This is a genomic window from Pseudomonas sp. NY15463 (assembly GCF_048068415.1).
Lineage (GTDB): Bacteria > Pseudomonadota > Gammaproteobacteria > Pseudomonadales > Pseudomonadaceae > Aquipseudomonas > Aquipseudomonas mosselii_C.
In genome coordinates, this window is the sequence record NZ_JBLUQD010000006.1 from 392,164 (window position 1) to 414,717 (window position 22,554).

General features: G+C 63.2%; 21 protein-coding genes. 7 read left to right on the plus strand and 14 right to left on the minus strand.

Features of this window, described 5'->3' with window-relative positions; all coding sequences use genetic code 11:
* Positions 1-106 precede the first annotated feature (106 nt).
* The gene (locus tag ACNFIC_RS17690) at positions 107-328 is read right to left on the minus strand and encodes a bacterioferritin-associated ferredoxin (RefSeq protein WP_063543432.1); all 222 of its coding nucleotides are present in this window, start codon (positions 326-328) and stop codon (positions 107-109) included.
* Positions 329-541: 213 nt separating this feature from the next.
* On the opposite strand from ACNFIC_RS17690, the gene ACNFIC_RS17695 reads away from it, so the two are divergent.
* The gene (locus ACNFIC_RS17695) at positions 542-1,144 is read left to right on the plus strand and encodes a peroxiredoxin (RefSeq protein ID WP_138221179.1); all 603 of its coding nucleotides are present in this window, start codon (positions 542-544) and stop codon (positions 1,142-1,144) included.
* A gap of 120 nt (positions 1,145-1,264) precedes the next feature.
* On the opposite strand, the gene rnt is transcribed toward ACNFIC_RS17695, so the two are convergent.
* On the minus strand, positions 1,265-1,939 hold the full coding sequence (gene rnt / locus ACNFIC_RS17700; RefSeq protein ID WP_138221125.1) for a ribonuclease T: 675 nt from the start codon (positions 1,937-1,939) through the stop codon (positions 1,265-1,267).
* Positions 1,936-2,982 (minus strand): dihydroorotase, encoded by a 1,047-nt coding sequence (gene pyrC / locus ACNFIC_RS17705; protein ID WP_138221126.1) that lies wholly within the window; start codon positions 2,980-2,982, stop codon positions 1,936-1,938. Before pyrC ends, rnt begins: the two co-directional genes overlap by 4 nt.
* A gap of 130 nt (positions 2,983-3,112) precedes the next feature.
* Between pyrC and ACNFIC_RS17710 the strand changes: the two genes are divergently transcribed.
* Together ACNFIC_RS17710 and ACNFIC_RS17715 are read left to right on the plus strand one after the other, a co-directional pair.
* A complete protein-coding gene (locus tag ACNFIC_RS17710; protein ID WP_416781525.1) occupies positions 3,113-4,048 on the plus strand; it encodes a flagellar protein MotY in 936 nt (311 codons plus the stop codon).
* Positions 4,049-4,176: 128 nt separating this feature from the next.
* Positions 4,177-5,394, plus strand: a complete 1,218-nt coding sequence (locus ACNFIC_RS17715) for an argininosuccinate synthase (protein ID WP_138221128.1) — start codon at positions 4,177-4,179, stop codon at positions 5,392-5,394.
* Positions 5,395-5,448: 54 nt separating this feature from the next.
* On the opposite strand, the gene ACNFIC_RS17720 is transcribed toward ACNFIC_RS17715, so the two are convergent.
* Positions 5,449-5,931 (minus strand): hypothetical protein, encoded by a 483-nt coding sequence (locus ACNFIC_RS17720; protein ID WP_138221129.1) that lies wholly within the window; start codon positions 5,929-5,931, stop codon positions 5,449-5,451.
* Between the two features lie 251 nt (positions 5,932-6,182).
* On the opposite strand from ACNFIC_RS17720, the gene ACNFIC_RS17725 reads away from it, so the two are divergent.
* On the plus strand, positions 6,183-6,809 hold the full coding sequence (locus ACNFIC_RS17725; RefSeq protein WP_138221130.1) for a response regulator transcription factor: 627 nt from the start codon (positions 6,183-6,185) through the stop codon (positions 6,807-6,809).
* A 48-nt stretch (positions 6,810-6,857) separates the two neighbouring features.
* Here ACNFIC_RS17725 and ACNFIC_RS17730 read toward each other — a convergent pair whose 3' ends face one another.
* From ACNFIC_RS17730 to metG, 3 genes are all read right to left on the minus strand, one after another.
* Positions 6,858-7,034, minus strand: coding sequence for a PA3496 family putative envelope integrity protein (locus ACNFIC_RS17730; protein WP_171030998.1), 177 nt, complete (start codon positions 7,032-7,034; stop codon positions 6,858-6,860).
* Positions 7,035-7,138: 104 nt separating this feature from the next.
* Entirely contained in the window at positions 7,139-7,777 is a 639-nt protein-coding gene (nth, locus tag ACNFIC_RS17735; protein WP_138221131.1) for an endonuclease III, read from the minus strand.
* A gap of 227 nt (positions 7,778-8,004) precedes the next feature.
* Positions 8,005-10,044: a methionine--tRNA ligase gene (gene metG / locus ACNFIC_RS17740; protein WP_138221132.1), complete on the minus strand. Its 2,040-nt coding sequence runs from the start codon at positions 10,042-10,044 to the stop codon at positions 8,005-8,007.
* A 158-nt stretch (positions 10,045-10,202) separates the two neighbouring features.
* On the opposite strand from metG, the gene apbC reads away from it, so the two are divergent.
* Positions 10,203-11,297, plus strand: a complete 1,095-nt coding sequence (gene apbC, locus ACNFIC_RS17745) for an iron-sulfur cluster carrier protein ApbC (protein ID WP_138221133.1) — start codon at positions 10,203-10,205, stop codon at positions 11,295-11,297.
* A gap of 121 nt (positions 11,298-11,418) precedes the next feature.
* Here the strand turns inward: apbC and ACNFIC_RS17750 are convergent, their stop codons facing one another.
* Positions 11,419-11,628 (minus strand): cold-shock protein, encoded by a 210-nt coding sequence (locus tag ACNFIC_RS17750; protein ID WP_016488765.1) that lies wholly within the window; start codon positions 11,626-11,628, stop codon positions 11,419-11,421.
* A 341-nt stretch (positions 11,629-11,969) separates the two neighbouring features.
* Between ACNFIC_RS17750 and dcd the strand changes: the two genes are divergently transcribed.
* Positions 11,970-12,536 carry a dCTP deaminase gene (dcd, locus tag ACNFIC_RS17755; protein WP_003258001.1) on the plus strand — a complete coding sequence of 189 codons (567 nt, stop codon included), beginning with the start codon at positions 11,970-11,972 and terminating at the stop codon, positions 12,534-12,536.
* 99 nt (positions 12,537-12,635) lie between these two features.
* Positions 12,636-12,866 (plus strand): hypothetical protein, encoded by a 231-nt coding sequence (locus ACNFIC_RS17760; RefSeq protein ID WP_138221134.1) that lies wholly within the window; start codon positions 12,636-12,638, stop codon positions 12,864-12,866.
* Here the strand turns inward: ACNFIC_RS17760 and pdeM are convergent, their stop codons facing one another.
* From pdeM to ACNFIC_RS17790, 6 genes are all read right to left on the minus strand, one after another.
* Positions 12,867-13,523 (minus strand): ligase-associated DNA damage response endonuclease PdeM, encoded by a 657-nt coding sequence (gene pdeM, locus ACNFIC_RS17765; RefSeq protein WP_138221135.1) that lies wholly within the window; start codon positions 13,521-13,523, stop codon positions 12,867-12,869.
* A complete protein-coding gene (locus ACNFIC_RS17770) occupies positions 13,516-15,963 on the minus strand; it encodes a ligase-associated DNA damage response DEXH box helicase (RefSeq protein WP_416781526.1) in 2,448 nt (815 codons plus the stop codon). Before ACNFIC_RS17770 ends, pdeM begins: the two co-directional genes overlap by 8 nt.
* Positions 15,964-16,031: 68 nt before the next feature.
* Entirely contained in the window at positions 16,032-17,147 is a 1,116-nt protein-coding gene (locus ACNFIC_RS17775; protein ID WP_138221137.1) for a succinylglutamate desuccinylase/aspartoacylase family protein, read from the minus strand.
* Between the two features lie 75 nt (positions 17,148-17,222).
* Positions 17,223-18,875, minus strand: coding sequence for an ATP-dependent DNA ligase (locus ACNFIC_RS17780; RefSeq protein ID WP_416781527.1), 1,653 nt, complete (start codon positions 18,873-18,875; stop codon positions 17,223-17,225).
* The gene (locus ACNFIC_RS17785) at positions 18,872-19,888 is read right to left on the minus strand and encodes a ligase-associated DNA damage response exonuclease (protein ID WP_416781528.1); all 1,017 of its coding nucleotides are present in this window, start codon (positions 19,886-19,888) and stop codon (positions 18,872-18,874) included. The genes ACNFIC_RS17780 and ACNFIC_RS17785 overlap by 4 nt, the downstream gene beginning before the upstream one ends.
* A gap of 142 nt (positions 19,889-20,030) precedes the next feature.
* Positions 20,031-22,460, minus strand: coding sequence for a penicillin acylase family protein (locus ACNFIC_RS17790; protein WP_416781529.1), 2,430 nt, complete (start codon positions 22,458-22,460; stop codon positions 20,031-20,033).
* Between the last annotated feature and the right edge of the window lie 94 nt (positions 22,461-22,554).

The following is a 22,554-nucleotide window of genomic DNA, read 5'->3' on the forward strand; positions in this document are numbered from 1 at the left end:
AATTTAATAGGAATAAGAATGTTTGTGAACCGCGTTAATGGCGTAACTTATTGAATTTCAGGCATAAAAAACCGGGCACTGGGCCCGGTTCTTTGAAATATGCTGTCTACGCCGCGTTGAATTCAACGGGGTAGGGGAGTGCGGCCTGCTGGCTGAGTTGCAAGTCGGTCAGGGTTTCGCGGACCACTTGCTTGGCGAGGCAGGCACATTTGCCGCACTGGCTGGCGACGTTGGTGGCGGCTCGAACTTCCTTGTAGCTGCAGCATCCTTCGTAGATCGCATCGCGGATCTGTCCGTCGGTGACGCCGACACAAAGACACACATACATAAAGGCTGACCATCGCAGGTTGAGTCGATGCGATGGAGAGTAATGGTAATGAGAATGCTTGTCAAAGCACTTTCTGTAAGTGCCGTGCTTGAGCGACCGATGGCAGAGATTCGGCCTGTCACCTTAAGCCGTGTATGATGGTTCGTCTTTGCAGGTTCCGGGGGCAGCGCTGCCCCGGGCAAGCTTTTCCACCCCCTCATCAGGAGAAATCGAATGAGCGTACTCGTTGGCAAAAAAGCCCCAGACTTCACCGTTCCGGCTGTTCTGGGCAATGGCGAGATCGTTGACAGCTTCACCCTGTCCTCGGCCATCCAGGGCAAGTACGGCCTGGTGTTCTTCTACCCACTGGACTTCACCTTCGTCTGCCCGTCGGAGCTGATCGCTCTGGATCACCGCATCCCTGACTTCCAGGCGCGCAACGTGGAAGTGATCGGCGTGTCGATCGACTCGCACTTCACCCACAACGCCTGGCGTAATACCCCGGTCAACAATGGCGGTATCGGTCAGGTCAAGTACACCCTGGCAGCCGACATGACCCACGAAATCTGCAAGGCCTACGACGTTGAGTCCGAAGGTGGCGTGGCTTTCCGTGGCGCTTTCCTGATCGACACCAATGGCGTCGTGCGTTCTCAGATCGTCAACGACCTGCCACTGGGTCGTAACATGGACGAGCTGCTGCGTCTGGTCGATGCCCTGCAATTCCACGAAGAGCACGGCGAAGTCTGCCCTGCCAACTGGAAAAAAGGCGACAAGGGCATGAACGCTTCGCCGGAAGGTGTAGCTGCCTACCTGAGCGAGAACGCTGGCAAGCTGTAAGGCGCCAGCCATAAAAAAACCGGCCTTTATGGCCGGTTTTTTTATGGCTTTAAGCTTGAAGCTTCAAGCGGCAAGTAAGAGCAGTGCACGTATGCCATGCTTTTTCTTGCAGCTTGCAGCTCAGTCGTTGAAGTCGCGCCAGCCGCCCATTTCTTTCCAGCGATTGACGATGCCGCAGAACAGCTCGGCGGTCTTCTCGGTGTCGTAGCGCGCTGAATGCGCCTCACGGCCGTCGAAGTCGATATCGGCGCTTTGGCAGGCCCGTGCCAGCACGGTCTGACCATAGGCCAGGCCGGCAAGGGTGGCGGTGTCGAAGCTGGAGAATGGGTGGAACGGGTTACGCTTGATGTCGTTGCGCGCCACCGCTGCGTTGAGGAAGCCCAGGTCGAAGCTACTGTTGTGCCCGACCAGGATTGCCCGTTTGCAGCCATTGGCCTTCAGCGCTTTGCGCACACCACGGAAGATGTCGGTAAGCGCCGACTCTTCACTCACCGCCATACGCAACGGGTGGTCCAGCTTGATGCCGGTGAACTCCAATGCCGCTGCCTCGATGTTCGCGCCTTCGAAGGGCTCGACACGGAAGAAATAGGTGTGCTCCGGGAACAGGAAGCCCTTTTCGTCCATGCCGATGGTCACCGCGGCGATCTCCAGCAGCGCGTCGGTGGCGCTGTTGAAACCACCGGTCTCGACATCCACCACTACCGGCAGATAACCACGGAAACGCTCGGCCATGGGGTGACGCGAGCCGCCACCGGATGGCACGTCCTGTTCGTCGTCGTAGAGGTCTTCGCTCACGCGTTGTCCTCCAGCAGGCGCCAGCGCAGTTTTTCACCCGCGCGCAGCGGGATCACGTTGGTGTCGCCGAACGGCAGGCTGGCCGGAGCGGTCCACTCCTCGCGCACCAGGGTGATGGTGTCGGTGTTGCGCGCCAGGCCGTAGAAGTCCGGGCCGTGCTTGCTGGCGAAGCCTTCGAGCTTGTCCAGCGCGTTGCGCTGCTCGAACGCCTCGGCGTACATCTCGATGGCGGCGTAGGCGGTGTAGCAGCCCGCGCAGCCACAGGCGTTCTCTTTGGCGTGCTGGGCGTGGGGGGCCGAATCGGTGCCCAGGAAGAACTTCGGATTGCCGCTGGTAGCCGCATCCAGCAACGCAACCTGGTGGGTGTTGCGCTTGAGGATCGGCAGGCAATAGAAGTGCGGACGGATACCGCCAACCAGCATGTGGTTGCGGTTGTACAGCAGGTGCTGAGCAGTGATGGTGGCGCCGACGTTGGCCGGGGCCTCTGTGACGAATTGCGCGGCATCGCTGGTGGTGATGTGCTCGAACACCACCTTTAGGGTCGGGAAACGTTCGACCAGACGGCGCATGTGTTCGTCGATAAAGCGCTTCTCGCGGTCGAACACGTCGATCTCGCTGCGCGTCACTTCACCGTGCACCAGCAGCGGCAGGCCGGTCTCGGCCAGGGCCTCGATCGCCGGGAAAATGTTGTCGATGCTGGTCACGCCCGAGTCGGAATTGGTGGTGGCTCCGGCCGGGTACAGCTTGGCGGCGTACACGATGCCACTGGCCTTGGCTGCGCGAATATCCTCGGGGCTGGTGCGGTCGGTGAGGTACAGCACCATCAGCGGTTCAAAGCGGCTGCCGGCCGGGCGAGCGGCGAGAATACGCTCGCGGTAGGCGCCTGCCTCGACGGCATTGCGCACCGGCGGGACCAGATTGGGCATGATGATGGCGCGGGCGAAAGTACGCGCCACGTCACCGACGGTATGTTGCAAGACGGCACCATCGCGCAGATGGATGTGCCAGTCGTCGGGACGCAGGAGGGTCAGGCGATCGGACATTGGGGTTTCCAGGCGGGTCGAACTCGACTGCCAATCCTACCGGAAAACCCTGGCGCGAGCACGGCTATCAAGTTTTGCCCGAGGCGTCCGATAGCCTTGGGGTAAGTCGTCAGAATTTGTGGAGCCTCCCGTGCGCCAGCGTTATCTAGCCCTGTTCACCCTCGTTGCCAGCCTGCCGGCTGCGGCCATGACCTTCCAGACCCGCATGGAGAGCGTTGCCTGGCAAGTCGAGGGCGATCAGTTCGAATGCCGCCTGGTCCAGCCGATCGAAGGCTTCGGCAGTGGCGAGTTCGTGCGCCGCGCCGGCGAGCAGCCAACCTTCCGCCTGCGTTCGGACAGCAACGTGCTGGGTGCCGGCTCCGCGACTCTGCTGGCGGCTGCCGCACCTTGGCAGCCGGGGCGCGGCGATATCAATCTGGGCGCGGTGCGCATGGCCCGCACGGGCGTGCTGTTTACCTCCAGCCAAGGCCAGGCCAGCCGTTTGATCAACGGCTTGCTCGATGGGCGCAGCACGGTGATACGCAATTACGCAGGCGAAGGTGGCCGTGCCATGGAGGTGCGAGTGTTGCCGGTCAGCTTTGCCAAGGCCTATGCGGACTACCAGACGTGCGCCGGCAAGATGCTGCCGGTGAACTTTGATCAGATCCGCCAGACCCAGATCGGCTTCCCGGGCACCGGCCTTGAATTGGACAGCTCGGCAAGGGCCCGCCTGGATATCATCCTCGATTACCTCAAGGCCGATCCGTCGGTCAATCACATCGAGCTTGACGGGCACTCCGATAACAGCGGCAACCGCCTGAGCAACCGTGACAACTCACGCCGGCGCGCGCTGGCAGTCGCCGACTATCTCAAAGCCCATGGCGTCCCGGAGGAGCACATCACCGTGCGTTTCCACGGCGAGCGCTATCCGCTGGTCAAGAACAACAGTGCTGCCAACCGTGCGCAGAATCGTCGCGTGAACATCACACTCGACCGCGTCACGCCTGTGGAGAAACCGCTTGAGCCAGCGCCTGCACCGGCTGCAACGCCTGCGCCACCTGCACAATCGGCGGCTAAAAAGGCCTGAATGCAGGCGTTGGTCGCGTGCACGACAGTTCCTGTCGCTTTGGCATCACAAGCTGTCGCCCCACTGTAAATTTTGCGGCAAGGCCGTTAGACTTGAAGGCTTTCCGTACAACCCCGTGGAGTGATGGCATGGCGGACGTAAAAAAGGTCGTACTGGCGTATTCCGGCGGCCTTGATACTTCGGTGATTCTCAAGTGGCTGCAGGACACCTACAACTGCGAAGTGGTGACCTTCACCGCTGATCTGGGTCAGGGCGAAGAGGTCGAGCCGGCCCGCGCCAAGGCCCAGGCGATGGGCGTTAAAGAAATCTACATCGACGATCTGCGCGAAGAGTTCGTGCGTGATTTCGTGTTCCCGATGTTCCGCGCCAACACCGTCTACGAAGGCGAGTACCTGCTGGGTACCTCCATCGCCCGTCCGCTGATCGCCAAGCGCCTGATCGAGATCGCCAACGAAACCGGCGCTGACGCCATTTCCCACGGCGCAACCGGCAAAGGCAACGATCAAGTGCGCTTCGAGTTGGGTGCCTACGCGCTCAAGCCGGGTGTCAAGGTCATTGCACCATGGCGCGAGTGGGACCTGCTGTCGCGCGAGAAGCTGATGGACTACGCCGAGAAGCATGGCATCCCGATCGAGCGCCACGGCAAGAAAAAGTCGCCGTACTCGATGGACGCCAACCTGCTGCACATCTCCTACGAAGGCGGTGTCCTGGAAGATACCTGGACCGAGCACGAAGAAGACATGTGGCGCTGGAGCGTCTCGCCTGAGAACGCCCCGGACACCGCGACCTACATCGAGCTGACCTACCGCAACGGTGACATCGTCGCCATCGACGGCGTCGAGAAGAGTCCAGCCACCGTGCTGGCCGATCTGAACCGCATCGGTGGTGCCAACGGTATCGGTCGCCTGGACATCGTCGAGAACCGCTACGTAGGCATGAAGTCCCGTGGCTGCTACGAGACCCCAGGCGGCACCATCATGCTGAAGGCTCACCGTGCCATTGAGTCGATCACCCTGGATCGCGAAGTCGCTCACCTCAAAGACGAGCTGATGCCCAAGTATGCCAGCCTGATCTACACCGGCTATTGGTGGAGCCCGGAGCGTCTGATGCTGCAGCAGATGATCGATGCTTCGCAGGTCAACGTGAACGGCGTCGTACGCCTGAAGCTGTACAAGGGCAACGTCGTCGTGGTCGGCCGCAAGTCGGACGATTCGCTGTTCGATGCCAATATCGCGACCTTCGAAGAGGACGGCGGCGCCTACAACCAGGCGGATGCTGCTGGCTTCATCAAGCTCAATGCACTGCGTATGCGCATCGCCGCCAACAAAGGCCGTTCGATGCTCTGATTCGCCCGCGTGTGCTGAAGAACCCGGCCTCGGCCGGGTTTTTTTACGCCTGTTTCAAGCCTCAGGAGCGCTGGGCGGCCTGGGCGCATCGTCCTCCAGAGGTGTTCTGCAAATTTCTAGACAGCGCTGACCCTCCAGGTCGTAGAAGACCCAGCGTTGCGCCTGGTTTTGCGGTTGGCGGACGATGCGCAGGATGTGCTGCTCTAGGGCCACGCCGCTTTGTGGGCCGGACAGAGCGATCAAACTGGCGTTCGGCTCGCGCGTGGTGGCCCGCGCCAGCGCAGGGCTAAGGGGGTCAGCTTGGCCGCTGGGGGCTGGCGCGACGCTGGACGATTGCGGACTGAACAGGGCTTTTGCATTGAAGTTCAGTGTCAGGAAGAACAGTACCGTCAGGAAGAACGGAAAGCCGACCAGAAACCAAGTGTAGATGCCCTGGCTGGCTTCGCTGAGAAATGGCAGTGACGCCAGCGCTGAGGCCTCGACGATGCCAGCGAAGATCGCGATAAGGCTCAAAGGGCTGAAGTTTTCCTGTTTCATATAAATGCCCCCGACATGCTTTGCCTTATCTGTAAGTCTTTTATCGAGCACGCGTAAGAGCGGCGGTCTTCCCCGGGAAGCGTCCGAGGCACCATCCAGGCGCTGCGGGAGCGTCATGCCTGTAGGAAGTTTCTTTAAATGAAGTAGTACAGCTCTTTTGATGAGGGTTCGCGGACAATTACGGATTATCGGATCACGATGCTCGGTTATGGTGGCTGGCCAAAACTAAATACGGATCTAATGGGTAACGCATGAACAAAGTGCTGATCGTTGATGATCACCCGGTCATTCGCCTGGCGGTGCGCATGCTGATGGAGCGGCATGGCTACGAGGTGGTGGCGGAAACCGACAACGGCGTCGACGCTTTGCAGTTGACGCGGGAGCACCTGCCGGACATCGTCATTCTGGATATCGGGATTCCCAAGCTCGATGGCCTTGAAGTGGTCGCCCGCATCGCGATGGCGAGCCCGGGCAGCAAGGTTCTGGTGCTCACCTCCCAGGCCCCTGGGCACTTCTCGATGCGCTGTATGCAGGCCGGGGCGGCCGGTTATGTCTGCAAGCAACAGGAACTCACCGAGCTGCTCAGCGCAATCAAGGCGGTCTTGTCCGGTTACAGCTACTTCCCCAATCAAGCCCTGCAAAAAGGCCGCAACATCAATGGTGGATGTACCGAGGAGGAAATGGTCGAACGCCTTTCGGGGCGTGAAATGATGGTGCTGCAACAACTTGCGCGGGGTAAGAGTAACAAGGAGATCGCCGACAGCATGTTCCTTAGCAACAAGACAGTGAGTACCTACAAGACCCGGCTGTTACTCAAGCTCAATGCCCGCTCGCTGGTTGACCTCATTGAATTGGCTCAGCGCCACGGGCTGGCCTGACACTGTAGGCCAAAAGCCTCTGCCGATGAGGCTTTTGGCTGGCCCGTCTTACAGGTCGTAGTCGAAGTCCGCCAGTTGCTTCTGCAGGCGGCGCTCTTCCAGCAGGTTGTCGATGGTGCGACGTTTGCTGAGATTGGTCTTGGCGATTTCGACCCGAGGCTCAACCTCTTCATCCGTGCTAGGGAAATCATCATCGACAACCAGGTCTTCTTTATCGGTGCTCATGCGTCACTCCAAGCCAAGGGGCCATTGGCCGTCCTTATAACGGGATTCTTGGAGTCGGTAAAAAAGATTTTTTCAATCGTGATATGCGGTTTTCTCTATGTGAGTCAATCGTCGCAAGTCTTGTGCTTGTATTCGCACAGGTCTTCGATACGGCAACTGCCACAACGCGGCTTGCGTGCCTGGCAGACGTATCGCCCATGCAGAATCAGCCAATGGTGGGCGTCCAGCAAATAGTCCTTGGGTACGAACTTGAGGAGTTTCTTTTCAACCTCTAGAACGGTTTTGCCTGGCGCGATGCCGGTGCGATTGCTCACCCGGAAGATATGCGTGTCGACGGCCATGGCCAATTGCCCGAAAGCGGTGTTGAGCACCACATTGGCGGTTTTGCGACCGACGCCGGGGAGCGCTTCGAGTGCTTCGCGGGTTTGCGGTACTTCGCCACCATGCAGTTCGATCAGCAGGCGGCAGGTCTCGATGACATTCTTGGCCTTACTGTTATAGAGCCCGATGGTCTTGATGTACTCGCTCAGCCCCTCCACCCCCAGGGCATGAATGGCCTGGGGCGTGTTCGCCACCGGATACAGGCGTGCCGTCGCCTTGTTGACACCGACGTCGGTCGCCTGCGCCGAAAGGATCACGGCGATCAGCAGTTCGAAGGGCGTGGTGTAAGCCAGTTCGGTCTTAGGGGACGGGTTGTCTTCATGCAGCCTGCGAAAGATCTCCAGGCGTTTTGCGGCATTCATGGGGTCAAAGGCTTCCTTGACGACGTGAGGGTGGAGGCGCTGGGCGCAGGCAATTGTACGCCCGATGCGAGGTCTGGCGGCAGGTCGCCGGCCCTCGCTTACCACGCAGACGAGCAGTTGCTGTTGCAACGCTCTGAGCGTACCGAGCGCCGCGATGTGGCTTGATTGGCGGGACTGCGCCTGGCGGATGCGACTGCCCCGGCCAAAGGGCCGGGGCAGTCGGGGGCTTACTTGATGCGCTGACCGGGCTTGGCGCCGCTGTCCGGGCTCAGCAGATAGATTTCTTCACCGCCAGGGCCTGCGGCCATCACCATGCCTTCGGACACGCCGAACCTCATCTTGCGCGGCTTGAGGTTGGCAACCATCATGGTCAGGCGGCCTTCGAGCTTGCTCGGGTCGGGGTAGGCCGACTTGATCCCGGAGAACACATTGCGGCGCTCGTCACCGATGTCCAGTGTCAGTTGCAGCAGTTTGTCGGCGCCAGCCACGGCTTCGGCCTTGACGATCAAGGCCACGCGCAGGTCGACGGCGGCGAAGGTGTCGAACTCGATCTCTGCCGACAGCGGATCCTTGGCCAGCTCGCCGTTGCCGGTGGACACCTTGGCCTCAGCGGCTAGCAGGTCTTCCTTGCTGGCGGCGACCATGGCTTCGACCTTGGCAGGCTCAATACGGCTCATCAGGGCCTTGAACGGATTGAGCGTGTGATTTTCCAGGCGCGACTGGTGATCGTTCCAGGTCAGCGGTGCGACGTTGAGGAAGGCCTCGGCGTCGGCGGCCAGCACCGGCAGAACCGGCTTGAGGAAGATCACCAGCTGGCGGAACAGGTTGATGCCCTGGGCGCAGATGGCCTGCACCTCATCCTGCTTGCCTTCCTGCTTGGCCAGCGACCATGGCGCCTTGTCGGCGATCCAGGCATTGGCGCGGTCGGCCAGTGCCATGATTTCGCGCATTGCACGACCGAAGTCACGGCCTTCATAGGCATCGGCGATCGAGGGGGCGGCAGCGATGAAGGCCTCGGTCAGCTCCGGTGCAGCGTCGCCTGCAACCATCACGCCCGCGTTGCCCTTGTGAATGAAGCCTGCGCAGCGGCTGGCGATGTTCACCACCTTGCCGACCAGGTCGGAGTTGACCTTCTGCACGAAGTCCTCAAGGTTCAGGTCGAGGTCGTCGACGCCGCGGCCGAGCTTGGCTGCGTAGTAGTAGCGCAGGTACTCGGGCTGCAAGTGGTCCAGGTAGGTGCGCGCCTTGATGAAGGTGCCGCGAGACTTAGACATCTTGGCGCCGTTGACGGTCAGGTAGCCGTGCACATTGACTGCGGTCGGCTTGCGGAAACCTGCGCCTTCGAGCATCGCTGGCCAGAACAGGGCGTGGAAGTTGACGATGTCCTTGCCGATGAAGTGATACAGCTCGGCCTGCGAGCCTTCGTTCCAGAACGCGTCGAAGTCCAGCTCCGGGCGGCGTGCGCAGAGGTGCTTGAAGCTGGCCATGTAGCCGATCGGCGCGTCCAGCCAGACATAGAAGTATTTGCCTGGCTCGCCCGGGATCTCGAAGCCGAAGTACGGTGCATCGCGGGAGATATCCCACTCCTGCAGGCCGGAGTCCAGCCATTCGGCGAGCTTGTTGGCGACTGCGTCCTGCAGGGTGCCGCTGCGGGTCCACTGCTGCAGCATGGCCTGGAATTCCGGCAGCTTGAAGAAGAAGTGCTGGGAATCACGCAGTACCGGAGTGGCGCCGGAGATCGCCGACTTGGGGTTCTTTAGCTCGGTCGGGGCATAGGTGGCGCCGCATTTTTCGCAGTTGTCGCCGTACTGGTCTTCGGCCGCGCACTTGGGGCAGGTGCCCTTGATGAAGCGGTCGGCCAGGAACATGCCTTTTTCCGGGTCGAAGTACTGGGTCACCGAACGGGTGGCGATATGGCCTGCATCACGCAGACGCGTGTAGATCAGGCTCGACAGCTCGCGGTTCTCTTCGCTGTGCGTGGAGTGGAAATTGTCGAAATCGACCAGGAAGTCGGCGAAGTCGCTGCTGTGCTCGGCCTGGACGTTGGCGATCAACTGCTCAGGCGTGATGCCTTCCTTTTCGGCACGCAGCATGATCGCCGAGCCGTGGGCATCGTCGGCGCAGACATAGATGCACTGGTTACCGCGCAGTTTCTGAAAGCGCACCCACATGTCCGTTTGAATGTACTCCAGCATATGGCCAAGGTGGATGGATCCATTGGCATAGGGCAGGGCGCTGGTGACGAGAATCTGGCGTGGCTCGGACATGGTGGCTCGGCTACTTATCTGGCTACGGGGTAAAAATGAGGGTGATCGGCAACTATAAAGGCCTGACGAATATATTTCACCCCGCGAACGCATATGCTGACGATTGACGGGTTAGCATAGGCGCCTGTTTCGTATTCAGTTTGCCAATGGGAGTCTCCATGAGTGCCGTCACCCGTGCCGCCGTCGAAGGCGTGCTTCGCCAGTATACCGACCCCTACCTGAACCAGGATCCGGTCAGCGCCGGTTGCGTACGGGCCATCGAGATCCAGGGCGGGCAGGTCAGCGTGCAGTTGCAGCTCGGCTATGCCGCTGGTTTGTTCAAGGGCGGCTGGGCGCAAGTGCTGCAAACCGCCATCGGCAATCTGGACGGGGTCAGTTCTGTTAGCGTCTCCATCGATTGCGTGATCGCCACCCACAAGGCCCAGGCCCAGGTGCCGGCCATGGCTAACGTCAAGAACATCATCGCCGTGGCGTCGGGCAAGGGCGGGGTAGGCAAGTCGACCACCGCAGCCAACCTGGCCCTGGCGTTGGCCCGTGAAGGCGCCAGGGTCGGGATGCTTGACGCTGACATCTACGGCCCCAGCCAAGGCGTGATGTTCGGCATCGCCGAAGGCACTCGACCACAAGTACGCGACCAGAAGTGGTTCGTCCCGATCAAGGCCCATGGCGTCGAAGTGATGTCCATGGCGTTCCTCACCGACGACAATACGCCGATGGTCTGGCGTGGGCCGATGGTTTCCGGTGCGCTGCTGCAACTGGTTACCCAGACGGCTTGGGACGACCTGGATTACCTGGTGATCGACATGCCGCCGGGCACCGGCGATATCCAGCTGACCTTGGCGCAAAAAGTGCCGGTGGCAGGTTCTGTAATCGTCACTACGCCTCAGGACCTGGCGCTGCTGGATGCGCGCAAGGGCGTCGAGATGTTCCGTAAGGTCAACATCCCGGTATTGGGTGTGGTCGAGAACATGGCTGTGCACATCTGCTCCAACTGTGGTCACGCCGAGCATCTGTTCGGTGAAGGCGGGGGTGAGAAACTGGCCGCGCAGTATGGCGTCGAGCTGCTGGCGTCGTTGCCGTTGTCGATGCTGATCCGTGAGCAAGCCGACAACGGTAAGCCGACAGCTATCGCCGAGCCCGAAAGCCAGATTGCCATGGTCTATCAGGAGCTGGCGCGGCAGGTGGGCGCGCGTATCGTGTTGCAGGAAGCCGCAGCCCCTGCGATGCCGAGTATCACCATCAGCGAAGACTGAGCCGTAGGCCATCACGTTGGGGGCGGTGCAGCGCTGCTCCCACGGCCTGCATGGTTTTGCAACGCACACAAAAAAACCCGCCAATGGCGGGTTTTTTCTGAAGCGAGGAAGCTAAATCGACTTAGGCGATTTGAACTTCTTCAGCCTGCATGCCTTTCTGGCCGCGGGTAGCGACGAAAGTAACAGCCTGGCCTTCTTTCAGGGTTTTGAAGCCGTCAGCTTGGATGGCTTTGAAGTGCACGAACAGGTCGTCGCCCGACTGAGGGGTGATGAAGCCGTAGCCTTTTTCATCGTTGAACCACTTGACGGTACCGGATTGACGGTTGGACATTTTTCTGTCTCCTTGGACAAAGTTGATGGCGGCTCAGGAACAGCCCTGGCCGTGAACTGAGTGCAAAGGAGCAGAAGGGTTCTTGGAGATGGGCCGATCGTAAATCGTGCATCAAACAGATCTTCGGTGTCGCGTGCAGCACAGTGGCGTCACCTTAACCCACTTTCCCTGGCCTGCCAATAACCGTCGATGGGTTTGTCGCAATTCGGATCGGTGGCGCCACAGGCCCCGACTGGCGGGGATTGGGTCCAGGAGCAAGGATGCGACTTTGCCGCAGGCGCCGGGACCGGTAAGATGCGCGTCACGATTTTTTTCACCTTGCACTCTCAGGACTCCCCGCCATGAGCATCAAATCGGACAAGTGGATTCGCCGCATGGCGCAGGAACACGGCATGATCGAACCGTTCGTCGAGCGCCAGGTGCGCGGCGAACAGGACAGCCGAGTCATCTCCTTCGGCGTCTCCAGCTACGGCTACGACGTGCGCTGCGCCGACGAATTCAAGGTCTTCACCAACATCAATTCGGCCACTGTCGACCCCAAGAACTTCGATGCCGGCAGCTTCGTCGACATCAAGAGCGACGTGTGCATCATCCCGCCTAACTCCTTCGCCCTGGCGCGTACCGTGGAGTATTTCCGCATTCCGCGCGATGTGCTGACCATCTGTCTGGGCAAAAGCACCTATGCGCGCTGCGGCATCATCGTCAACGTCACCCCGCTCGAGCCCGAGTGGGAAGGCCACGTGACGCTGGAATTCTCCAACACCACCACGCTGCCTGCGAAAATCTACGCCAACGAAGGCGTGGCACAGATGCTCTTCCTGCAATCGGACGAAGAGTGCGAAGTCTCGTACAAGGACCGTGGCGGTAAGTACCAGGGTCAGCGTGGCGTCACCCTGCCGCGCACCTGAGTCGACCAATTGCCTGGAATTGTTTGCAGGCAATGGACTCCAACGAGATGAACAGTCCTGGTGTGCATGACGCTCACCGGCTCTCGTCAGGAGTTGCCCATGAAGATTGACCCCGCAATCAGCGCCAAGCTGGCCGTCCTGCAGCCGAACCAGATCGGGATACTGGCCTGGTCGCTGCTGGCTCATCCGCCCACTTGCGTACAGGCTGGCGGCGTGCCGCACCAGCCTGGTCCCGATACCCCACAGCCGACTGAGCCCGGCGAGCACCCGCCAATGGAGCCCGGCGAACCGACCTTGCCCGACGAGCCGCCTCCTGCGCCCGTGGCCTGATCATTCTGGAATCGGCCATACCTGCCCGGCACCCGTCAGATACAGGCGTGTGCCGGGCCTCGACACGACGTTCCAGCCACCGGTGAATTCGCCAAAGGCCGGCAACAGCGTGACCTGTGGCCCGACCACGAAGCAGGGCAGACGGACGCGCTGGCGGCCGCGCCCATGCAGCACGAAGGCCGGGTGGACATGGCCTGCCAGGACCGGGTGGGTCGGATGCGCCTCGGGATCGTGGCGCAGGGCGAACGGCTCCAGCAGCCAGGGTTCCTCGTGCACGGTAATGTTCAGCTGCGCGGGCGGATCGCCCGCATGGCGGTCATGGTTGCCCCTTATCAGGATGATCTGAAGGTCTGCATGGCGTTCCCGCCACGCGGCCAACTTGGCCAGTGTGGTGGGTGTGCGGGCATGCCGGGCGTGCAGGAAGTCGCCGAGCACGATCAGCATTGAGCAGGTGTATCGCGCCAGCAGGGCGTCCAGCCTGGCCAGGGTGGCCTCGCTGGTGCCGCTTGGCACCGGTTGATGCAATGCACGGTAGCTGGCCGCCTTGCCAATGTGCAGGTCGGCCACCAGCAGCGCTTGCCGGGCCGGCCAGTACAGGGCTTTGTCGGCCAGCAGCCACAATGGCTCGCCGGCATGTTCGATCAGCAGTTCATCCATGCCCATTGCCTGCGGCGCTTTCCAGGTCTCGTACCATGCGTGCGATGCGGTCGGCCAGCTTTTCGGTGCTCAGGGTTTCGCGCATGCCTTCCACCAACAAGGTGAAGGCCAGCGGACCAGGGCGGCGCAGTGCACGCAGCTCCAGGCGCTGGCTGGCGATCCTGCGCAGGTGATGTTGCAGGCGCTCGATCTGTAGTTCCTCGGCCAGTACCTCAGCATGGGCCTGATCGAGCAGCAGGTTGCCGGGGTCGTGCTTGCGCAGCACCTCGAAGTAAAGGCCGCTGGACGCCTGGATCTGCCGGGCACTCTTGTGCGCGGCCGGGTAACCGCCGAACACCAGCCCGGAGATCTGGGCGATTTCGCGAAAACGCCTGAGGGCCATTTCGCTGGCGTTGAGGCTGGCCAGGGTATCGGCCAGGAGCGCCTCGCCTGACAGTGCAGCGGGCAGGTGGGCGGCCCAGTCCAGATGCGAAGGGGTGAGCAGTTCAAGGCCGTAGTCGCTGACCGCTATCGAGACCGACAGGGGTTGGTCGCGGCTGACACGCCAGGCGATCAGGCTGGCCAGTCCGAGGTTGGCCATGCGTCCGGCGAAGGGGTAGAGGAACAGGTGCGAGCCCTGGCGAGTGGTCAGGGTTTCGGCCAGCAAGCTCGAGCGCGTGGGCAGTGCCGACCATTGCGCCTGAAGCGCCAGCAAGGGCCGCACGGCGCGCAGTTCGTCGCTGTCGAAGCGGCCCTGGGCTGCGGCCTCGAACTGTTCGACCACAGCGTCGGCCAACTCGCTGGACAGAGGCATGCGCCCGCCATTCCAGCGCGCCACGGCGGCCTTGCGCGAAGTGCTACGGCGCACGTAGGCGGTCATGTTCTCGACCCTCACCAGCTCCAGTACGCGGCCACTGAACATCAAGCTGTCGCCGGGACGCAGGCGCGCGATGAAGGCCTCCTCGATGCTGCCCAGCGACTGCCCTGCGCCGCCTTTGCTCCAGTATTTCACCTGTAGGCTGGCATCGCTGACGATGGTGCCCATACCGAAACGATGGCGCCGCGCCAGGCGCTCGCTGGTGACCCGCCAGACTCCGTCGGCGTGTGCTTCGACGCGTTGGTAGTCAGGGTAGGCGCTCAGCGCGCCGCCACCGTTGCGGACAAAGTCCAGGGCCCATTGCCATTGGCTGTCGTGTAGATCACGGTAGGCCCAGGTACTGCGCACCTCTTGCAGCAATGAGTCCGGGCGCATGCCGGCGCCAAGCGCCATGCTCACCAGATGCTGCACCAGCACATCCATGCAAAGCCGCGGTGAGTAGCGTGCTTCGATGCGTCCGCTGGCCAACGCCTGGCGCGTGGCGGCGGCCTCGACCAGTTCGAGGCTGTGGGTCGGGACCAGGGTGATGCGCGAGGTGCGTCCCGGCGCGTGCCCCGAGCGTCCAGCACGCTGCATCAGCCTGGCGATGCCTTTGGCTGAGCCAATCTGCAACACCCGTTCCACCGGCAAGAAATCAACGCCCAGGTCCAGGCTGGAGGTGCAGATCACCGCCTTGAGCTGGCCTTGCTTGAGCGCTGCTTCGACCCAGTCGCGGGTCGCACGGGCCAGTGAGGCGTGGTGCAGGGCGATCAGCCCTGCCCATTCCGGGCGGGCCTGGAGCAGGGCTTGATACCACAGTTCGGCTTGGGCGCGGGTATTGGTGAATACCAGGCTGCTGGCACTCTTTTCGATGGCGTTGGCTACCGGCTCGAGCATCTTCAGCCCCATGTGCCCAGCCCACGGGAAGCGTTCGAGTTGTGCGGGGATCAGGCTGTCGACCACCAGTTGCTTGCCCTGGCGCCCTTTGATCAACAACCCGTCATCGGGCACCAGCACCTGCAAGGCATGGTCGAGGTTGCCCAAGGTCGCCGACAGCCCCCACACCTGCAACGTTGGATGCCAGCGGCGCAGACGTGCCAGCGCCAGTTGCAATTGCACGCCGCGTTTGTTGCCCAGCAATTCGTGCCACTCGTCGACAACCACCATGCGCAGGCTGGCGAAGTGATGTTCGGCCTGGGCGTGGGTGAGCAACAAGGTAAGGCTTTCGGGGGTGGTGATCAGCGTACTGGGCAGGCGCCGAGCCTGGCGGGCACGCTCGGCGCTGTCGGTGTCGCCGCTGCGTACGCCAACGGTCCAGTTCAGGGCAAGATCATCCAATGGGGCCTGTAAGGCTCGCGCCGTGTCCGCGGCTAGGGCGCGCATGGGGGTGATCCACAGCACCTGCAAGGGGGCGGGCTGGCGCCGGCCATCGGTTTGGGCGAACGCGCGCAGGGCGGCCAGCCAGAGCGCATAGGTCTTGCCCGCGCCGGTGCTGGCGTGGAGCAGGCCTGAGCGGCCTCTGCCGACCGCCGCCCAGACCTGGCGCTGAAAGGCGAAGGGTTTCCAGCCGCGGGCGGCGAACCAGGTGGAAGCGAGGTCAGGCATGCTGGCGAATGATCCGTCGAGGACTGTGCCTCTAGTGGACCACGCCAGCCACCCAATGGTTTAGCCGATCAGTTGCCCAGCAGGTAGCCGCTGCGGCACACCGTTTCGCCCGCCACGTGGGCAACCACCATGCCCGCCGTGGCCATGCGCCGCAGGCTACGTGCATATAGCAGCCCGGCCTGGCTGTTGCGCAGCGGCGTCACGCGATCGCTGAGAGGGTCGATGACTTCGGCGATCAGTTGCCCGGCCTCCAGGTACTGTCCGGGCTTGGCGTGAAACACCAGCAGCCCGCCCAGCGCGGCGGTGACGGGTTCCACCGCCGCCAGCGGCGTGGCGGGTTGGCGCAGGGGCGGCAGTGGCGCTGGCTGGCCCTCGAGGATGCCGTTGTGGGTCAGGAAGTCGAGGATTGCCTGGCAGTCCTGGGTGGCGAGTTCATGGCTGACGTCGGCTTGTCCGCGCAGTTCGACGGTCACCGAGAAGCTGCCTTGCGGGATCGGGAAGCGCTTGCCGAAACGTTGTTGCAACTGCCACCAGAGTAGGCTGAAGCATTCGTCGAACGATTGCCCGCCGGAGTCGGTGGCCAGCAAGCTGGCCTGCGCGCCCAGGTAGCGCGCCAGGGGCTCGACCTGGGGCCATGCCTCGGGCGTGGTGTACAGGTGCTCCACGGCCTCGAAGTCACAGTGCAGGTCGAGCACGATGTCGGCATCGCAGGCCAGCCGTTGCAGGGTGAGGCGCTGGGACTGCAGCGGGGTGAGCGCCGGGTGGGCATCCAGGCCGCGACGCAGGTACTCGCGGATCAGCGCCAGGTTATGCGCGGGGTCCTGGGTGAGGTGAGCCTCGATCTGGTCGCCGAGGCTGTCCGACAGATCGACGAAGTTGCGGTTGAAGTTCTCGCCGCTTTGCAGCGCGAAGCGGCCCAGCGGCGCATCCAACAACACCTGCTCCAGACCCACCGGGTTGGCCACCGGCACCAGCACGATCTCGCCACGCAGTCGGCCTTGTTGCTCAAGCGCGCCCAGACGCTGCTTCAGGTGCCAGGCCACCAGCATGCCGGGCAGCTCGTCGGCGTGCAGCGAGGCCTGGATGTACACCTTGGTGCCGCCGCGCGGACCAAAGTGGAAGCTGTGAAGTTGGCGGGCGCTGCCCGGAACAGGGGAGAGCAGGTCGTGGGTCGAATGGTGCATGGGGGTCCTGGGATAACGATCGGTGACATGAGCCGGGGCCAAGGATAGCAGTACAACTTCACCTGCGGCGCAGCGTCAGCCCAGCAGCGCCTGGAGAGTGGCCAGATCGTCGGCCTGCTCGACAGTTTTGTCCTGACGCCAGCGCAGCATCCGGGGGAAGCGCACCGCGATGCCACTCTTGTGGCGCTTGGACAAGGCGATGCCTTCGAAGCCCAGCTCGAACACCAAGGTCGGGGTGACGCTGCGTACCGGGCCGAAGGTCTCGACGGTGGTCTTGCGCACGATGGCATCGACCTGGCGCATTTGTTCGTCGCTGAGCCCCGAGTAGGCCTTGGCGAATGGCACCAGGCTGCGTCCGGCTGTACCGGGTGGTGCATCCCACACCGCAAAGGTGTAGTCGCTGTACAGGCTGGCACGCCGGCCGTGGCCCCGCTGGGCGTAGATCAATACCGCGTCGATACTGAACGGGTCGACTTTCCACTTCCACCACAGCCCCATGTCCTTGGTGCGGCCCACGCCGTACAGGGCATCGCGTCGCTTGAGCATCAGCCCCTCGACGCCCAGGCTGCGCGAGCGCTCGCGTTGCTGGGCCAGTTCGGACCAGTTGTCGCCGGTGAGCAGTGGCGATAGCAGCAAGGGCGCCAACGGGTAGCGTTGCAGGAGTTGTTCGAGTTGCTGGCGACGTACATGTTGCGGTTGGTTGCGCCAATCGTGTCCTTGCCATTCCAGCAGGTCATAAGCCTGCAGGACCACCGGCGCCTCGGCCAGCAGCTTCTTGCTCAGGGTCTTGCGCCCCAGGCGCTGTTGCAACAAGGCGAAGGGCTGCACGGCAATGCCTTGGGTATCCGGTTTCCAGACCAGTATCTCGCCATCGATCACCACGCCATCGGGCAGTGTGTCCGCCAGGCTATGCAGCTCGGGGAAGCGTTCGGTCATCAACTCCTCGCCTCGCGACCACACCCATACGCGTCCCTCACGCTTGACCACCTGGGCGCGGATGCCATCCCACTTCCACTCCACCAGCCAGTCGCACGGCGGCCCGAGCAGCGCGTCGAATTGCGCCACTGGCAGTTGCAGCGCATGGGCCAGGAAGAACGGATAGGGCTGGCCGCCACGTTGCTGGTGTTCATCGGTGGATTCGGGGGCGATCAGCGCAAGGTAGCGCTCGGCGTTGGGGCGATGGTTGAGGTCGGTGTAGCCCACCAGGCGCTGGGCTACGCGCTTGGCGTCGAGCCCCGCCAGTTGTGCCAGGGCGCGGGTGACCAAGAGTTTGGAGACCCCAACGCGGAAGCTACCGGTGATCAGCTTCAGGCACAGCATCAGGCTCGGGCGGTCTAGCTGTGACCAGAGTATTGGCAAGCGCTCGCGCACAACCTCCGGTGGTTGACCACGCAGCGGCAGCAGGTGCTGCTCGACCCAGTCGGCCAGGCTTTCGTCGCTGGCGTCGGGGCTTTCGGGCAACAGCAATGAAACGGTTTCGGCCAGGTCACCCACGGCTTGGTAGCTCTCCTCGAAGAGCCACGGCGGCAGGCCAGACAGTTGCGTGGCCAGCTCGCGCAGCAGGCGGCTGGGGACCAGTTGGCGTGGCCGGCCTCCTGCCAGAAAGTACACCGCCCAGGCGGCATCCTGTGGCGGTGCGCTGGCGAAATAGTCGACCAGCGCGTGCAGGCGTGCATTGTTCGACGTGGTGGCGTCCAAGCGCAGGTAGAGGTCGGCGAAGGCCTTCATGCGCCAGGCTCTGCGCTGGCGTTGTCGTCTTCCTCGCCGTACTCGGTGACGAAGCCCCGGGCATCCAGCCCTTGCTCGGTGAGGTAGCGCACCAGCACGTTGACCGAGCCGTGGGTCACCATCACCCGCTCAGCGCCCGTCTGGGTGATCGCCCACAGCAGGCCGGGCCAGTCGGCATGGTCGGAGAGTACGAAGCCACGGTCGACGCCACGCCGACGGCGCGTGCCCCGCAGGCGCATCCAACCACTGGCAAAGCCGTCGCTGTAGTCGCCGAAGCGCTTCATCCAACTGCTGCCCGCCGCCGAGGGCGGTGCCAGCACCAAGGCTTGGCGCAGCAGTGGGTCATTGCGTGGGATGTCGCCTGCGTAACGGGTCTCTGGCAGGTGCACGCCGGCTTCGCGGTAGACCCGGTTCAGAGGCTCCACCGCACCGTGCACCAGAATCGGCCCGAGCCCGGCGTCCAAGCCGTGCAGGATGCGTTGCGCCTTGCCGAAGGCATAACAGAACAGCACGCTGGCCTTGCCCGCCTCGCGGTTGCCGCGCCACCAGGCGTTGATGGCGGCGAACACCTCGGCTTGCGGCGGCCAGCGGTAGATCGGCAGGCCGAAGGTGGATTCGGTAATGAAGGTATGGCAGCGCACCGGCTCGAACGGCGCGCAGGTGCCGTCGGGCTCGACTTTGTAGTCGCCCGAGGCGACCCACACCTGGCCCTGGTATTCCAGGCGAACCTGGGCCGAGCCCAGTACGTGGCCGGCCGGGTGCAGGCTCAAGGTCACGCCATGGTGCAGCAGGCGTTCGCCGTAGGGCAGTGTTTGCAGATCAATGCCCTGGCCCAGGCGGCTGCGCAGCACACCGGCGCCGTCAGCGGCGGTCAGGTAGTGACGGTTGCCGGGGCGCGAGTGGTCGCCGTGGCCGTGGGTGATGACCGCGCGCTCCACCGGGCGCCACGGGTCGATGTAAAAGTCCCCAGGTGGGCAATAGAGGCCTTCAGGGCGGGCAATGACGAGGTCCATGGGCATGGGCTTCGGTAGCGACGTTACAAGGTGGGAGCGTGAAAGCTTCGGGAAAGTTCTGTTATTGGCGCGCTTTGGCGCAAGGGTGTGTGTTGAAGGAGCACGCCGCCAGCCCAGGCGGCGTGTTCATGCCTGCAACCGGCTACTTGCCCGGCACCAGCGTCAAGCGCTGGCTGCCGTAGGCCCGGCCGAAGTTCTGCGGTTGCAGCGGCAGGCTGCTGAAGCGGCCCTTGAACCAGGCGTCCAGTGCGTCGCTGTAGTGACGGCTGGCGGGGTTGCCCGATTGCCCGCTGCTGGTCAGCACTTGCAAGGGCTCGGCCTGGCCGAAGTCGACGATCATCCGTGCCGAGGCCGGCAGGCGGGTGTCGAAGTGGCTGCCCCAGGCGTACGGGGTCAGGGCCAGGGTGGTGAAGTCGCCACCGGCGTCCATCGGCGAGCGGTTGAGGGTGTCGCCCAGCCCTTTGTAGTTAGCCGCTGGCCAGCGGTACTGGTGCAGCTTGCCCCACTGCCAGGCGCGGCGGTCGGCGCCCAGTTGGGCCGTGCCGGCATCGATGGCTGCCGCCAGGCTGCGGGCCAGGATCGTAGGTTTGTCTTCTTTGTGCGGGGTGCTGCGGTCGTCCCAGAACGGACTGTCGTCGCGGCCCAGCAGGTGGTCGGCCTGGGCTGAGTACGACAGCTGCGCGTTGCTGACGAAGGCTTGCCAGGCTGGGCTGGACTCCGGGCCAAGGTCGTCGAGGAAGGTTTGCCGGGTGACCTCTTGCAGGAACAGCTCGTACAGCGCGGCATCCGCCGATACCGGGCTCAGGCGGCCGTCGAAGGCCTTGAGCCGCGCAAGCGCGTCACGCGCCTTGTCGCGCTGCGCCGCAGGCAGGGCATCGATGGCCTGCTTGAGCGGCTGGGCCATGCCTGGGGCGTCGAACATCTGCTTGAGTTTGGCCGCCAGCAGCGTCACCTGATCGTTCTGCAGTGCCATCAGGCTGCGGCTGTCGTGGCGACCGTTGCCAGCCAGTTCGGCCAGGCGTTCGGCGCGCTCGGGGTAATACCAGGTGCTTGAGAGCTGCATGCCATAGCCCTTGGGCAGGCTGCGCTGGTTGGCGTGGCCGATGAAGCCACTGGCCGGGTCCTGGTCATAGGGATGGAGCATGGCGTCGGCAAAGCCGTCCCAGTCGTAACGACCGTCCCAGCCGGGCGAGGGCAGCAGGCCCTGACCGTCGCGGCGGTTCGGGTAGCGGCCGCTGACTTGCCAGCCAATGTGCTCGGGCTCGGCGAACACGAAGTTCAGGGCGGCAGCGCCGACTTCACGGGTGCTGTCGAAGGCCCGCTCCACGTTGCTGGCGCGGGTCAGGTCGAACAGCGCATCGAGGCTGCGGTCATTTTTGAGCTGCGGTAGGTGCAGGGCCAGGCCCAGGCTGCCGTGACCCGGCAGCAGCGTGCCATGACGGGTGTCGTACATCAGCTCGCGCTGTGGGCGCTGGCCACGCACGAAGAAGGTTTCGTTGCGCGCCCGGGCATTCTGCCATTTGCCGTCGGCCAGGTAGGTGAGCTGGTTGCCTTGGCGACGCACCTGTTCGAGGAACAGGTCCTGATTGTCGGCCATCACCGCGCTGGCGCTCCAGGCCAGTTTGCCGTTGTAGCCCGCCAGCATGATCGGCAGGCCCGGTAGCGACAGACCGGCGACCTGATACTTGCCGGTGTGAATCTGCACCGGGCTCAGTGCCCAGGTGGCGCGGTTTTCGCTGGCCAGCAGGCTCTTGCCGCTGCGGCTGCGCTGTGGCCCCAGGGCCAGGTTGGATGAGCCAGGGTTGCCCAGCAGGCCGAGATCAGCCAGTTGCTGGCTGGAGGCGGCCAGCGAGGTCAGTCCCGGCAGTTGGCTGGCCAGGTTCAGGCCCTTGAGCTTGTCGGTTTCGGCATGCGCCAGCGGCTCGTCGGGGGCACCGGGCAGCAGCCAGGCCAGCTTGTCGATACCCACCTGTTGCGCGAGGGTCAGGGCCGACAGCTCTTCTTGCAGGTTCACCGACTGGCTGAACGCATAGAGGCTGAAGATCAGCGCCGAATCCTCGGGTTTCCAGTATTCCGGGCGGTAGCCGTTGCTGGCCAGCTCCGCTGGTAGCTTGTCGCGGTAGCGGAACAGGTAGGCGTTGACGCCGCGGGCGTACACCTCGAAGAAACGCTTGAGCCGTGGCGAGGCGTCGGCGTAGAGCTGGCCGGCGCTCTGCTTCAAGTTGGCCGCACGCATCAGCCGGTCGATGTCCAGTGCCTCGGGGCCGGCCAGCTCGGCCAGGCGGCCCTGGGCCAGCAGGCGCATGCTGAGCATTTGGCCGATGCGGTCACCGGCATGCACATAACCCAGGCTGAACAGCGCGTCATGGAAGCTGCTGCTTTCGATCAGTGGCGCGCCCATGGCGTTGCGCCGTACCGACACGTTCTGTGCCAGGCCCTTGAGCGGTTGCACGCCCGTGCTTGGCGGAACGCTGTCCTGGTAGCCGCCCATCTGGCAGCCGGCCAGCGCAAGCATGCCGAGCAGCGCGGCGGCGCCGCCGAAGCGAAGGCGGAAAGGGGGAAGGGCGGCCATGGCGGGGCTCCTGCAGGGCGTGGCGGGGTTGGAAAGGCGCTAAGGTAGTGAGCGCGCAGTCGCCATGCAAGGTGCCGGGGCGGTTTATTTACCA

Excerpts from the sequence above, each read along its gene's own strand:
- ACNFIC_RS17690 (WP_063543432.1), bottom strand. The coding sequence starts at position 328 with ATGTATGTGTGTCTTTGTGTCGGCGTCACCGACGGACAGATCCGCGAT.
- ACNFIC_RS17695 (WP_138221179.1), top strand. The coding sequence starts at position 542 with ATGAGCGTACTCGTTGGCAAAAAAGCCCCAGACTTCACCGTTCCGGCT.
- pyrC (WP_138221126.1), bottom strand. The coding sequence starts at position 2,982 with ATGTCCGATCGCCTGACCCTCCTGCGTCCCGACGACTGGCACATCCAT.
- ACNFIC_RS17715 (WP_138221128.1), top strand. The coding sequence starts at position 4,177 with ATGGCGGACGTAAAAAAGGTCGTACTGGCGTATTCCGGCGGCCTTGAT.
- ACNFIC_RS17720 (WP_138221129.1), bottom strand. The coding sequence starts at position 5,931 with ATGAAACAGGAAAACTTCAGCCCTTTGAGCCTTATCGCGATCTTCGCT.
- ACNFIC_RS17725 (WP_138221130.1), top strand. The coding sequence starts at position 6,183 with ATGAACAAAGTGCTGATCGTTGATGATCACCCGGTCATTCGCCTGGCG.
- ACNFIC_RS17730 (WP_171030998.1), bottom strand. The coding sequence starts at position 7,034 with ATGAGCACCGATAAAGAAGACCTGGTTGTCGATGATGATTTCCCTAGC.
- nth (WP_138221131.1), bottom strand. The coding sequence starts at position 7,777 with ATGAATGCCGCAAAACGCCTGGAGATCTTTCGCAGGCTGCATGAAGAC.
- metG (WP_138221132.1), bottom strand. The coding sequence starts at position 10,044 with ATGTCCGAGCCACGCCAGATTCTCGTCACCAGCGCCCTGCCCTATGCC.
- apbC (WP_138221133.1), top strand. The coding sequence starts at position 10,203 with ATGAGTGCCGTCACCCGTGCCGCCGTCGAAGGCGTGCTTCGCCAGTAT.
- ACNFIC_RS17750 (WP_016488765.1), bottom strand. The coding sequence starts at position 11,628 with ATGTCCAACCGTCAATCCGGTACCGTCAAGTGGTTCAACGATGAAAAA.
- dcd (WP_003258001.1), top strand. The coding sequence starts at position 11,970 with ATGAGCATCAAATCGGACAAGTGGATTCGCCGCATGGCGCAGGAACAC.
- ACNFIC_RS17760 (WP_138221134.1), top strand. The coding sequence starts at position 12,636 with ATGAAGATTGACCCCGCAATCAGCGCCAAGCTGGCCGTCCTGCAGCCG.
- pdeM (WP_138221135.1), bottom strand. The coding sequence starts at position 13,523 with ATGGATGAACTGCTGATCGAACATGCCGGCGAGCCATTGTGGCTGCTG.
- ACNFIC_RS17770 (WP_416781526.1), bottom strand. The coding sequence starts at position 15,963 with ATGCCTGACCTCGCTTCCACCTGGTTCGCCGCCCGCGGCTGGAAACCC.
- ACNFIC_RS17775 (WP_138221137.1), bottom strand. The coding sequence starts at position 17,147 with ATGCACCATTCGACCCACGACCTGCTCTCCCCTGTTCCGGGCAGCGCC.
- ACNFIC_RS17780 (WP_416781527.1), bottom strand. The coding sequence starts at position 18,875 with ATGAAGGCCTTCGCCGACCTCTACCTGCGCTTGGACGCCACCACGTCG.
- ACNFIC_RS17785 (WP_416781528.1), bottom strand. The coding sequence starts at position 19,888 with ATGGACCTCGTCATTGCCCGCCCTGAAGGCCTCTATTGCCCACCTGGG.
- ACNFIC_RS17790 (WP_416781529.1), bottom strand. The coding sequence starts at position 22,460 with ATGGCCGCCCTTCCCCCTTTCCGCCTTCGCTTCGGCGGCGCCGCCGCG.